The sequence below is a fragment of the Filifactor alocis ATCC 35896 genome (assembly GCF_000163895.2).
Lineage (GTDB): Bacteria > Bacillota > Clostridia > Peptostreptococcales > Filifactoraceae > Filifactor > Filifactor alocis.
Window position 1 is genome coordinate 200,665 of record NC_016630.1, and the last position, 13,331, is coordinate 213,995.

14 protein-coding genes are annotated in these 13,331 nt (G+C 31.9%); 12 read left to right on the forward strand and 2 right to left on the reverse strand.

Features of this window, described 5'->3' with window-relative positions; genetic code table 11:
* The first annotated feature begins 98 nt into the window (after positions 1 to 98).
* The 8 genes from HMPREF0389_RS00835 to asd all read left to right on the forward strand — a co-directional run bounded on the left by HMPREF0389_RS00835 (position 99) and on the right by asd (position 6,948).
* A complete protein-coding gene (locus HMPREF0389_RS00835) occupies positions 99 to 458 on the forward strand; it encodes a hypothetical protein (protein WP_014261847.1) in 360 nt (119 codons plus the stop codon).
* A 137-nt stretch (positions 459 to 595) separates the two neighbouring features.
* Complete coding sequence (locus tag HMPREF0389_RS00840) at positions 596 to 1,309, forward strand: hypothetical protein (protein ID WP_156775221.1); 714 nt, start codon at positions 596 to 598, stop codon at positions 1,307 to 1,309.
* Positions 1,310 to 1,325: 16 nt separating this feature from the next.
* Positions 1,326 to 1,877 (forward strand): 5' nucleotidase, NT5C type, encoded by a 552-nt coding sequence (locus HMPREF0389_RS00845; protein WP_014261849.1) that lies wholly within the window; start codon positions 1,326 to 1,328, stop codon positions 1,875 to 1,877.
* A 39-nt stretch (positions 1,878 to 1,916) separates the two neighbouring features.
* Complete coding sequence (locus HMPREF0389_RS00850; RefSeq protein WP_014261850.1) at positions 1,917 to 2,420, forward strand: hypothetical protein; 504 nt, start codon at positions 1,917 to 1,919, stop codon at positions 2,418 to 2,420.
* 34 nt (positions 2,421 to 2,454) lie between these two features.
* Positions 2,455 to 3,573 carry a glutamate 5-kinase gene (proB, locus tag HMPREF0389_RS00855; protein WP_014261851.1) on the forward strand — a complete coding sequence of 373 codons (1,119 nt, stop codon included), beginning with the start codon at positions 2,455 to 2,457 and terminating at the stop codon, positions 3,571 to 3,573.
* Complete coding sequence (locus HMPREF0389_RS00860) at positions 3,566 to 4,822, forward strand: glutamate-5-semialdehyde dehydrogenase (protein WP_014261852.1); 1,257 nt, start codon at positions 3,566 to 3,568, stop codon at positions 4,820 to 4,822. The genes proB and HMPREF0389_RS00860 overlap by 8 nt, the downstream gene beginning before the upstream one ends.
* A gap of 230 nt (positions 4,823 to 5,052) precedes the next feature.
* Positions 5,053 to 5,853, forward strand: a complete 801-nt coding sequence (locus HMPREF0389_RS00865; protein WP_014261853.1) for a TrmH family RNA methyltransferase — start codon at positions 5,053 to 5,055, stop codon at positions 5,851 to 5,853.
* Between the two features lie 18 nt (positions 5,854 to 5,871).
* Complete coding sequence (gene asd / locus HMPREF0389_RS00870; RefSeq protein WP_014261854.1) at positions 5,872 to 6,948, forward strand: aspartate-semialdehyde dehydrogenase; 1,077 nt, start codon at positions 5,872 to 5,874, stop codon at positions 6,946 to 6,948.
* A gap of 121 nt (positions 6,949 to 7,069) precedes the next feature.
* On the opposite strand, the gene tnpA is transcribed toward asd, so the two are convergent.
* A complete protein-coding gene (gene tnpA, locus HMPREF0389_RS00875; RefSeq protein ID WP_014261821.1) occupies positions 7,070 to 7,540 on the reverse strand; it encodes an IS200/IS605 family transposase in 471 nt (156 codons plus the stop codon).
* Between the two features lie 174 nt (positions 7,541 to 7,714).
* Entirely contained in the window at positions 7,715 to 7,945 is a 231-nt protein-coding gene (locus tag HMPREF0389_RS00880; protein WP_014261855.1) for a glutaredoxin family protein, read from the reverse strand.
* A 234-nt stretch (positions 7,946 to 8,179) separates the two neighbouring features.
* Here HMPREF0389_RS00880 and hprK point away from each other — a divergent pair, with 234 nt between their 5' ends.
* From hprK to dut, 4 genes are all read left to right on the forward strand, one after another.
* Positions 8,180 to 9,133, forward strand: coding sequence for an HPr(Ser) kinase/phosphatase (gene hprK, locus HMPREF0389_RS00885; protein WP_014261856.1), 954 nt, complete (start codon positions 8,180 to 8,182; stop codon positions 9,131 to 9,133).
* 28 nt (positions 9,134 to 9,161) lie between these two features.
* Positions 9,162 to 10,496 carry a CCA tRNA nucleotidyltransferase gene (locus tag HMPREF0389_RS08670; protein ID WP_014261857.1) on the forward strand — a complete coding sequence of 445 codons (1,335 nt, stop codon included), beginning with the start codon at positions 9,162 to 9,164 and terminating at the stop codon, positions 10,494 to 10,496.
* 38 nt (positions 10,497 to 10,534) lie between these two features.
* A complete protein-coding gene (locus HMPREF0389_RS00895; protein ID WP_014261858.1) occupies positions 10,535 to 12,712 on the forward strand; it encodes an ATP-dependent helicase in 2,178 nt (725 codons plus the stop codon).
* 134 nt (positions 12,713 to 12,846) lie between these two features.
* On the forward strand, positions 12,847 to 13,299 hold the full coding sequence (gene dut, locus HMPREF0389_RS00900) for a dUTP diphosphatase (RefSeq protein ID WP_041250913.1): 453 nt from the start codon (positions 12,847 to 12,849) through the stop codon (positions 13,297 to 13,299).
* The last annotated feature ends 32 nt before the right edge of the window (positions 13,300 to 13,331 follow it).

A 13,331-nucleotide genomic window follows, 5' to 3' on the forward strand; every position in this document is an offset into this window, starting at 1 on the left:
AATATGTTCAAAAAACTTAAATTATACATATTTTTTTGTATAATCGTGCTATAATGTAATGATATTATAGAAAATAAAGTCAAAATAGGAGTTTTATTATGAAAAATAAAAAGTATGGAATATTTCATAAAGGCCTTAAAAAAAGAACAACTTCTTCAGAAGAATACAATTCTCATTATGAAATGATAGATTTAGCATCTGTAGAAGACGGTAGTGTAAATGAAACAAAAAACAATTCATCTGCTGGTTCGGAAGATAAGTATTCTTTTGAAAATAAGAAAGAATCTACAGGTAAACCTCTTGTATTACAAATAAGAGATTGTATTTTAAATATTTTCTTAAAAAAGAATGATAGAAAAAAAAGCTTTACAAACACGAGGGGGAATATTCGCAACAAATCCTACAGTGGTAACGATGGAGTAAAAGCTAAGTATTTTCTAATACCTATGTTTTTTTAATTTTAGTGGGAGGAATATATATCTATCGTTTGTCTTCAGCTCCTGCACTAAAAGAAACAGATCTCACAAATCAAAAAAACAGTTGGAATGGAATGGTTTATGAATACGGTCCTCTTCATCCATATGAGATGTGCTCTATGAGAAAGCCTGATTTGATTGCTCATTTAGGAGAACCGATGGGAGAAGGAGATGGGACAGAGGAAGAGACTCGTTTCTTGAGATATGAGTATGAGTGGTTTTCTTTACCGACAAGATCTAAAATTTATTATGCTCGAGAGCAAAGAATTTATAAAGCGGTTATTACCTTTAGAGATATTGAGTTTGATGATTTGCAAAAAAGAATAACAGATGGCGTAGGAGAACCGGTATCTGTGGAAGAATCCCATGAATTTAAAGATGTGATTTGGATGAAAGATTCTATTAAGTATTGGTTAACCAAAACAGAAGAAGGAGAATTGAATTTAGAAGTCCGATTGGCCTATTATGAAAATCCTGAGGATTTAGATTTGGGATATCGTCCAACCATCGTTCAAAGAAGTAAAACAACTGATGTAACCGGAGATAATAAGCCGGATGATGTTATTTTAATAGGAAGCAAACGAGCTTATACTCAAATTTCATATGATCACTTATATCTGCTCATTATATCCAATGGAGAGATTTATACGGAGGATTTTCCGAAAGATATGGATGGAGGACAATATCCGCAAATGAGAATTGAAACAGAGAAAAATAAGAATGAAATTGTAGTGGAATCAGGAAACAATTTTGTGCTAAATCAAAATGTATTTGTATTTGAAAATAATAAGATTAAGAATATAAGCAGTACAAATGAACCGATAAAAAAATAAGTTATGGAGGACGATTTTGAATATTTGTATCGATATTGACGGAACAATGACAGTACGAGATTATTATATCCCGTTCTTTAATTGTTTTTTTCACAAGAATATTAAATTTACACAAATGGTTGAATATGACTTACAAAAAGTGTACGGAGTTAGTGAAGAACAAATAATAGATTTTTATCAAAAATGTGGTCATACTATGCATGCATCTGCTGGAATTCAGGAAAATGTGGTAAAAACTTTGTTGAAATGGCAAAAAAATCATGATGTTTCTATTGTTACAGCTAGAACACCGGAGATGAAGGAAGTAACGGTTAATTGGTTAGATAAAAAGGGATTGGGTAAAGTTCCTCTTCATTTACTCGGAACCAGTAAAAAAACGGAATTTGCAAAATTATTAAAATGTGATTTGTTTATTGAAGATCATCCTGAAGAAATAAAAAGAATGGCAAACTCCGGAATACGAACTTTGTTGATGGATAATCCTTATAATCAAAATATTACTCATAAAAATATTGTTCGAGTGAATGATTGGTACGAGATTGAAAAAATTGTAGATACAATGAATTAATGTTAGGAGATATGTAATTTTTAGAATAGGAAGATGAGGATGGCAGAAAAACAACAAGTATTGTTGAATGTATTAAAGGCAACTATCTATTATTTTTTGGTAGCGATATGTAGTAATTTTATACTGAGATCTATTTATCTATATAAAGTTTTTCCGGAAGTAATGTATCTATTTTGGATATTATTTATTTCTCTAGGTTCTACAATGCATTTTGTCAACAATCAAATACAAAGACTGATTTCTGTAAGCGTGCCTTTCTTGCTTAATTTGATATTTATCGTATATGCACTTAGTGTATCAGGTAATTTCCCGCATTTGTTATCAGACGGAGAGCTTTATAGTTGGAATTATCTTCATTATTTAAATCTCCATTTTTTGTTATCTCCAATACTAATGCTAAAGTCAATGTATTATTTTAGATATCTTGTCATCTTGATAACTCCTTCCATCCTTCTATATCTTGGAATGAGTTTATCAAACATTTTGAAATGTAGATATCAAGATAAGATAAATTCCATTTCGTTCAAAAAAATGGACGATTAGTTTATTTATAGAGTGGTCAGAAAGGTATTTTTAAATGAGTAAAAAGGCTAAAAGAGTAGTTGTTAAACTGGGCTCTTCCAGTTTAACTTATGAGAACGGAAAGTTAAATTTAATACAAATTGAACAATTAGTAAGACAAATTGCAGATTTAAAAAATCAAGGACACGATGTTCTTGTTGTAAGTTCCGGAGCGATTTCTGCCGGTATGGGTTATTTGAATTATTCTAAGAGACCAAAAACTTTACCCGAAAAACAGGCATGCGCTGCAATTGGGCAGGGGAAATTATTGCATTTGTATGAAAAACTGTTTTGTGAATATGGATATTCAGTGGGGCAAATTTTGTTAACAAAAGAAGATTTTGCTGATAGAGAAAGATTTTTGAATTCCAGAAGTGTACTAAATGAATTGTTATCAAAAAATATTATTCCTATTATCAACGAAAATGACGCAGTTGTTGTTTCTGAAATAAAGTTTGGTGACAATGATACACTGTCTGCTTTAGTCAGTACCTTAATAGAAGCTGATTTATTGATTATACTTTCAGATATAGATGGTTTGTTTGATAAGAACCCTCAAGTTCATAAAGACGCAAAGTTGATAGAATATGTAGAAAAAATAGATTCTAAGATTGAGAGCCTTGCAGGAGACAGTATTTCTAATGTAGGAACCGGAGGTATGCGAACAAAAATTAATGCAGCTAAAATAGCTACTCGATCAGGTGTCTCTGTAATTATTGCAAAAAGTAATAAACAAAATGTGTTAAATTGTATCTTAAACGGACAAAAAATAGGGACCTTTTTTGTTGAGGAACCTCATCAACTAAAACTTAGAAAAAGCTGGATAGCATATAACGCAAGAGGAAAAGGGCAAATTGTTATTGACCTTGGTGCATATCAAGCTATAGAAAATAATAAAAGTTTGTTACCTTCCGGAATAATAGAGGTTCGGGGAGAATTTAGAAAAGGGGATGTTGTGGACATTCTTTTTGAAAATAAAATAATCGGAAGAGGGCTTACTTATTTTGATTATGATGCTCTCAATAAAATTAAAGGAAAACATTCTGAAGAAATTGAAGACATTATCGGGACGAAGGATTATGATGAGGTGATTCATAAAGATAATTTGGTCAGGAAGGAGATTACGATTGAATAATTTGATTACGCAAGAGTTGAAAGAGATGGCAAAAAAAGCTAGAGATGCATTTGCATATTTGAGCATAATCGGTTCTGAAGAAAAAAATATTGCGCTAAAAAATATTGTGGATAGTTTGAAACAAAACAGAGAAGCTATTTTGCAAGCTAACCATTTAGATGTCACAAAAATGAGAGAGCGCGGAGAAAAAGAAGCATTAATTGAAAGACTTGCTTTAGATTCCAATAAATTTGAATCAATTTGCATCGGTATATTGGACATTATCAAATTGAATGATCCTGTATATGAAGTGTTCGACGTTATAAAGCGTCCAAACGGTTTACAAATTGCAAAAATGTATGTTCCTTTTGGCGTAATTGCAATGATTTATGAATCAAGACCAAATGTAACAGTGGATGCAGCAGTTATGGCATTGAAAACATCAAATGTTGTAATATTAAAGGGTGGAAAAGAAGCCATTAATACAAATTTAGAATTAGTTCGAGCTATGAGAGAAGGGTTAAAAAAATCAGGATTTCCTGAGGACTGTATCCTTTTTGTAAATCGTATTGAACGTGAATATGCTACTCAATTGATGAAATTAAAAGGTGATATTGACTTGCTAATTCCCAGAGGAGGTGCCGGTTTGATTCGTTCTGTTGTAGAAAATGCGACAGTACCTGTGATTGAAACAGGCACAGGAAATTGCCATTTGTATGTTGATGCTCAAGCAAAAATAGAGAATGCTTTAGATATTGCATATAATGCAAAAGTGCAAAGACCGGGTGCTTGCAATGCAATTGAAACAATTTTAGTTCATCGTGATATTGCAAAAGAGTTTTTGTCTAAATTAAAAGATAGATTTTATAATAGGGTTCATATTAAAGGAGATAATGGTGTAAAACAGATTTTGCCATCGGTTGAAATTGCAACTGAAGAAGATTTTCAAAAAGAATTTTTGGATTTTATTGTAGCTGTTAAAATAGTAGACAGTATTGATGAAGCAATTACACATATTAATCTGTATGGAACAAAACATTCCGAAATTATTGTAACTGAGGATTACAGCAATATCATAAAATTCCAAAAACAAGTAGATGCGGCAGTTGTTTATGTCAATGCCTCTTCCAGATTTAGTGATGGTGGGGAATTTGGATTTGGTGCCGAAATTGGAATCTCTACACAAAAATTTCATGCGAGAGGTCCGATGGGATTGAAAGAAATTATGACATATAAGTATGTTGTGATAGGTGAAGGACAAATAAGGTAGTTTTTAAAGCAGTTGTTATAGAAAAATTTTAAAAATATTTTCTCTACATTCAGGTGTTCACTAACGTATCAATTATTTTTCGTGCATAATCATTTTGTTGGCAGTGTGGGGAGAAAGATGAGTTAACTTTAATTATAATTCTAACTTTGTATTATGAAAATAACTCATATTAAACAATAGTAAATTCTGTGTAAAAAATTACAAATATATTAAAAAGGTAAAATAAAGCGATGAAGGAACCAACAATAATTTTTTCTCATAATAACGCCATGTTTAAGTTAGCTCTTTCTTTAAATAAACAAAAATTTAGAAAGAAACATTCTCTATTTTTAATAGAAGGGACAAGAGCTGTTTTACAGGCGAAAGAAAATAATATAACAATCAAGTATATTTTTGTAAGCGACGATTTTAGAAAAAAACGGGATGATGTTTGGAACGAGATAAATTGTTCTATGATAACAGAAAAATATATTTTAGATGATAATTTATTCAGCAAGTTATCAGACACAGTTGCATCACAGGGAGTTATAGGAATGTGTGAAATTCCAAAATATGATGCAAAATCGATTTTATCTAAAGAAAAATCGTTTATATTGTTGCTGGATCAGATTCAAGATCCGGGGAATTTTGGGACTATCATTAGAACTTCATTGGCATATGGCATAGATGCAATATTTTTTACAAAAGGTTCTGTAGATTCGTTTTCTCCTAAAGTAACCAGAGCTTCCATGGGAGGGAATCTTTGCTTGCCGCTTATAGAAGCGGAAGATGGGATAGACTATTTTAAAAAATTCAGATATACTGTATATTCAGCTTCTCTCAGCGAAAAATCTGTTTCCTATAGAGATGTTAATTTTGAATCGAAGGTGGCATTGATATTAGGAAATGAAGGAAACGGCATTTCTGCCGATATATTAAATACTTCTGACTATCAGATTATTATTCCTATCAAAGAGGGCATGGAATCATTAAACGTTGGAGTAGCAGCAGGCATATTAATAAATGAAATTTCTTATAAATTATATGGGTAAAGAAAGGATTGTGATTGTATGAAAAAAACAAGAGTAGGTATTTTAGGAGCCACAGGAATGGTTGGACAAAGATTTGTTTCTCTTTTGGAGAACCATCCCTATTTTGAAGTGGTTGTCTTGGCAGCAAGCAGTAATTCATCAGGTATGAAGTATATAGATAGTGTAAATGACAGATGGAAATTAAATCAACCTATTCCGGAGTATGCAAAAAATATTATTGTAGAAGATGTACAAAATGTTGATTCCGTTAAAGAGAAGGTAGATTTGGTATTCTGTGCATTAAATATGGACAAGGATGAAATTATTAAGATTGAAGAACTGTACGCAAAATCAGAAGTAGTTGTGGTTTCAAACAATTCAGCACATAGATGGACAGAAGATGTACCGATGCTTATGCCTGAAATAAATTCACACCATTTAGAAGCGATTCAAGCACAAAAAGATAGATTGGGAACAAAAAAAGGATTTATTATTGTAAAACCGAACTGTTCTATTCAAAGTTATGTACCTGCTTTAAATGCTTTAAAGGATTTCGGATTGGAGAAAGTTGTAGTCAGCACTTATCAAGCAATTTCCGGAAGTGGAAAAAATTTTTCCGATTGGCCGGAAATGGTGGATAATGTGATTCCTTTCATTTCAGGAGAAGAAGCAAAAAGTGAATTGGAACCATTGAAAATATGGGGAACATTTGATGGAAAGAAATTTGTAAATGCAAGTGAACCGATTATTTCTGCACAGTGTATCAGAGTGCCGGTTTTAGATGGACACCTTGCTACTGTTTCTGTAAAATTTAAAGAAAAGCCATCAAAAGAAGAAATTATTAAAAGATGGAAAGAATATAGAAGTGAGATAGAAAAGTACCGATTACCTCTTTCTCCGAATAAATTTTTAACATATTTTGAAGAAGAAAATAGACCGCAAACAAAATTAGATAGAGACTTATATAATGGAATGGGTATTTCTATCGGAAGGTTGAGAGAAGATAATATCTATGATTATAAATTTGTTTGTTTATCCCACAATACGTTAAGAGGAGCTGCAGGTGGTGCACTTTTAGGAGCGGAATTACTGAAAGCAAAAGGATTATTAGACTAATAAAAAAGAGGATAATAAATATCCACCGGCATAGCCGGTGGTTTTTCATTTTCGGGCATAGCCCTATCTTAACTGGCAGCACACACGTGTGCTTTTTATTGGCCTGCCAGCCATGCATTTTTTATTTGCTACCCGTAAACGGGTCTCTCGGATCAAATATACTTAATTGATCACTTTCTCTATCTACTTTCAATTGATTTGATATATATTCCTGTATTGCTTTTGTATTTTTACCTACGGTATCTACGTAATATCCTTTACACCAAAACTCTCTGTTTCTATATGCAAACTTCATGTTTCCATATTTTTGAAATATCATTAGACTGCTTTTTCCTTTCAGATATCCCATGAAACTCGATACACTTATTTTTGGTGGTATACTAAGTAATAGATGTATATGATCGGGACAAACTTCTCCTTCTATTATTTCAACTCCTTTCCACTGACATAATGTTCTTATTATATCTCTTATCGCTTCCTTTTTTTCTCCATAAAAGACTTTTCTTCTATATTTTGGTGCAAATACTACATGGTACTTACAATTCCATTTGGTATGTGCTAAACTGTTATTGACATTATTTTGTTGAGACATTTTAATGTTCCTCCTAATCTATTCTGTTTTTCATCAGCTGGCAGGCTTTTATACAGTTTAGCACATTAGGAGGTTTTTTTTCACCGCTTAAGCTCTTTTGAACCACGCGACCATCGCGTGGTTTTCTTTATACAAAAAAGGATTCCCGTGTTTAACACGAGAATCCTTTTTATCTTATAACCCCAAAAGTGCATCAATCTTTTGTTTATCAAAACCCATTACAAGCTCTTCGTCTATATAAATAGCGGGAACACCCATAATTTTTTGACTCATTAAAAATTTTCTTGCTTCAGGATCTTTACTAATGTCTTTTGCTTCAAATTCTACATTTTTTTCCTTTAAATAGTCCATAGCCTGGTGACAAAAATGACATGTCGGACTTGTATAAATAGTTACATGTTTCATAGTATTATCTCCTTTACAGTATGTTTAATATATTGATTTATATATTCCAATAATTATTATACCAAGAAAAATAAGAATTAAAACAAGAATGAATATTTATTTTCCTGTAAATCATAAAATAATTTGTTGAAGAGTATATTTTATGAGATAATAGGACTGTAAGATAATAGGACTGTAAGATAATAGGACTGTGAGATAAAATAGAACATAGAAATGATTTGAGGTGAATACGATATGGTGAAAAAATATGACGAAAGTCAAATTTCTATAAAACAGATGATAGTTGATTTAAATATTGATATCATCACAATGCCGGAAGATATGGATTATACTCTATATACTTCGGATATCAACCGTCCCGGAATTCAATTGGCAGGTTTCTATGGATATTTTCCTTCAGACAGAATTCAAATAATCGGACAGGTGGAATATGCGTACTTAATGTCTCTGAATGAAAATGCTCAAAAAGAAGTGTTGGAAAAATATTTATCTTATAGAATGCCGGCAATTTTTATGACGAGAGGACAAAAGCCAAGTGAGTCATTTGTTAAAATTGCAAAAAAATACAATCAATATCTGTTGATTAGTGAATTGTCTACAAAGCAACTGGTAAATAAACTGGTTACATATATCAATGAAATCATCACTCCTAAAGAAGTAGTTCACGGAGGATTATTAGATGTAGATGGAGTAGGGATTTTGATTAAGGGAAAGAGCGGAATCGGAAAAAGCGAGACTGCTCTTGAATTGATTCGCAGAGGACATAGATTAATTTCAGATGATGTGGTAGAAATAAGAAAATCTGAAGATGGAATTCTTGTTGGAACATCACCTAAAATTACAAAAAACTTAATGGAGATCAGAGGGATTGGTTTATTAGATATACAAAATTTATTTGGAGTAGGTGCAGTGAAGCAATCAAAAGCAATTGATATGATTGTTTATTTAGAAAGTTGGGAAGATGGAAGGTACTATGATAGATTGGGTATCGATTCAGAATATGAAGATATCTTTGGAATTTCTATTAATAAAATAATAATGCCTGTTCGACCGGGTAGAAACATCGCTACCATTATAGAAGTTGCTGCCAGAAATTTTCGACAAAAACTTTTAGGATACAATGTTGCAAAAGCATTTGATGAAAAATTAATAGAAGAATTATCAATAAAAAAACAAGATAATAGATAGTGTGTAATTATTCTTTTTTGGGGGAAGCATGGAACGGTTGTTGTCAAATGAAGTAAAAGAAATTTTTCAAATTTTACAAGAAAACGGTCATCAAGTCTATCTGGTTGGAGGAATTGTGAGAGATTATTTTTTAAATCGTGAGAATTACGATTTTGATATGGCAACCTCTGCAACTCCTACTGAAATGATTTCTTTGTTAAAGCATTTTGATTTAGATGCGACCGATAGCCGTTTTGGAACGATTAGAATTAAAGTTGCCGGCAAAAATGACATTGAAATCACAACGTTTCGTATGGAAGAATATGAAGATGAAACAAGATATCCCACAAAAATAGATTTTGTAAACGATATTTTGATTGATTTGAAGAGACGGGACTTTACAATGAATGCGTTAGCGTGGAATCATAAGGGATTGATTGATTGTTTTCATGGATTAGAAGATATTCGTCAATCATGTATTAAAACAATAGGAGTTCCAACAAAAAGATTTTTGGAAGATCCGTTAAGAATGTTGAGAGCAATTCGTTTTTCTGCACAATTAGATTTTAGAATAGATGAAGATAGTTATCAGGCGATTGTAGAAAATGCTTACCTTATTTCAAGGTTGTCTATGGAGAGTATGAGAAATGAATTTGTAAAAATTTTGATTTCTAACAATCCAAATTATGCGATAAAATGTCTTTTTGATAGTAATATAGTAGAATATATTTTTTTTGATTCTGATATTGAGTGGGATAGAATCTATCTTCAGATTCGAGAGAACAATTGCAAAATATTATTTTTGTTGCAACGATTATCCCGATTACCTTGTCAATTAGAAGTCAGATTGTCAGCATTCCTATACCATCTTTTTTCATGTTCCTTAGAATCCAAGAAAGAGGTAGCAGGTAAACTGATTTCCATAGAACAATTGTCCGAAAAATTATTAAAAAGATTAAAATTTTCAAAACGAATGATATCTCGTGTTTGTAATATCATAAAATATTATCCGATAGAGGAATATATTTCAGCTCAAACTAATATCAATCGCCTAATTTGTGCAGCGGGAGAAGATTGTTGGAAAAATATCATGGATATTAGAATACAGTATTTTTCATATTTGGGAGTACAAGACGGTTGTTATGAAATTTTAGACAGAATAAGGAAACGGATGAAAGAAAATAGCATTATACACAAAAAACAACTTTGTGTTACAGGTAATGATATGATATCTTTAGGATACAAAGGGAAGGAAATCGGTAAAATAATAGATGTACTGTATGATGCTGTGATAGAAGGTAATCTGAAGAATACAAGAGTTTCTTTGATGAAAAGAGCAGCTGATATGATGTCATCAATAAAAGCAGATTTCACTGAAGAATAAAAACAACATCAGGATTAATAATGTAAGCGAGGAGTAGTATGGATATAGCAGAGTTAAATAAAGAACAGTTAGATGCTGTGCAAACAGCAGGCGGAAATATGTTAATCTTAGCCGGGGCAGGTTCCGGGAAAACAAGAGTGATTACTTATAGGATTGCATACTTAATTAACCATGGAGTTTCACCGTCAAACATTCTTGCATTAACCTTTACAAATAAGGCGGCAAATGAAATGAAAGATAGATTATCAAGCATTTTGTCTGAGGAGTTTTCTCCTTCTTGGATAGGAACATTTCACTCTATTTGTTTGAGAATTTTGCGCATGAATATTGAAAAGGTAAACTATAAAAAAGAGTTTGTTATCTATGACACCTACGATCAAACCGCAATTATAAAAGACTGTATGAAGCAATTAAATATCAGTCCGAAAATAAAGCCGTCTTTTTTTCTTTCCAAAATATCCGATTTTAAAAATCGTTTCAAATCACCTAATGAGTGTGGACTGGATAAAGAAAAAGACTCTTCCTCTATTCAAATTCAGGAAATATATGATATGTACCAAAAAAGGTTATATTCAGCTAATGCGATTGATTTTGATGATATCATTTTTTATACGGTAAAAATTTTAGAAGAATATGAAGAAATAAGTTTTTTTTATCAGGGAAAATTTAAGCATATATTAGTGGATGAATATCAAGACACGAATTACTTGCAGTATCGATTTATCAAAATACTGTCTGAAAAACATCAAAATTTATGTGTGGTGGGAGATGATGATCAGTCTATTTATCGTTGGCGTGGAGCAGATGTGAGAAATATTTTAGAATTTGAAAAAGATCATAAAGATACAAAAATTATCAAATTAGAACAAAATTATCGTTCTACACAAACTATCTTGAATGTAGCTTATGATGTAATTTCTAAAAATATTGGGAGAATGAACAAAAAGCTTTGGACAGAAAACGGAACGGGAGAGTTGATTATCCTAAAGAAATTATACTCAGAAAAAGAAGAGGGTGCTTGGGTTGCCAATCAAATAAAAGAATTAGTGGATAAATTTGATTATTCCTTAGATGAAATTGCTGTTCTATATCGAGCAAATGCACAATCACGCGCCATAGAAGATGCCTTTGTTTTGAAAGATATGCCATATCAAGTATTTGGCGGAATCAAGTTTTATGACAGAAAAGAGATAAAAGATTTGTTAGCTTATCTTAGATTAATTTCTAACACCAGTGATATCAGTTCTTTCAGAAGAATTATCAATATTCCTAAGAGGGGAATCGGAATAAAAACGATTGAAAAAATAGAATTCAACGCTTTGTCAGATTCCAAAACAGTATACGAGTATCTGTTGAGTGATGAGCTGTTAGATTTTTCTGTTAAAGTGAGAAAAAATTTAAAAAACCTTATTTCTATGATGGAAACATTTCGCTCTATGTCAGAGTTAATTCCTTTGGATGAGTTAATCGAAACAATTTTGGATCATACAGGATATCGCAAAGAGTTAGAGGAAGAAAAGACGGAAGAAGCAAACAATAGATTAGAAAACTTAAGAGAGTTTTTGTCTGTTGCAAAAGACTTTTATCAAACAAAAGAAAAAGAGGAAGGTTTATCCGATTTTTTATTCGGTTTATCATTAGCAACAGAGCAGGACGAAGATGAAACGGAAGGAAAAGTATCCTTGATGACATTGCATAGTGCAAAAGGGCTTGAGTTTCGAGCGGTATTTATTGTCGGTATGGAAGAAGGATTATTTCCGATTTCCAGAGCCGTATATGATGAGTATGAACTGGAAGAAGAAAGAAGACTCTGTTATGTAGGGATTACTAGGGCAAAAGAAAAATTATATCTTACTTACACCGGGGAAAGAATGATTTACGGAAAAACAGAAAAAAGAGTAATTTCTCGATTTGTAAAAGACATTAATTCAAAATATATTTCCGGTAATTTACATGATTCGTTGGAACAGGGAAAAACGCTCTCATTGTATCAAAAATATCGTGAAAAATATAAAGTAGGATTAGAAACAAAGAAAAAAGATGATAGTTTCCCTCAAGATGCTCAGAAAATCTCTTTAGGAAGCAAAGTGAAACATAAAGTGTTCGGAATAGGGACAGTTGTTGCAAGAGAAGAAGGAGTATATACTATCGTATTTGATTCAAAAGGAATCAAAAAAATTGATACAAAGTATGTTAATTTGGAGGTTTTATCTTAGGGTCAAATTTGAAAAGTAAAATATTAGAGTATAGATTGAATTTCGTAACAATTAGAGATAAAATTAATCATAGAAATAGAAGATATACTATGTTACTATATTGATAAGAGTATGACTTGATAGCGAAAAAGGAGATGGTCAATTTGGAAACCAAAAAAGTCTTTTTTGAAAAAATACATGAAGATGCAATTTTACCTTCTTATGCACATGAAGGAGATGCGGGAATGGACTTATATTCTGTAGAAGAGGTGACAGTTTCTTCGGGAGATTCTGCGATGATTCATACAGGATTAAAAATGAAGTTGCCGATGCATACAGAGGGGCAAGTAAGACCCAGAAGCGGTTTAGCACTAAAACATCAGATAACACTATTAAATTCTCCCGGAACAATTGATGAAGGATATCGAGGAGAGTTATGTATCATTTTAATCAATCACGGGAAAAAAGATTTCGTAGTGGAAAAAGGAATGAAAGTGGCGCAGATGGTAATTGCTCCTGTGATGCAAGTTAAGATAGAAGAAGTATCTTGTATTGGAGAAGATACTATTCGGGGTGCAAACGGATTTGGTTCCAGCGGTTTGAGATAATTTTCAAAGAAATATAGAGGAGCGGTGTCATT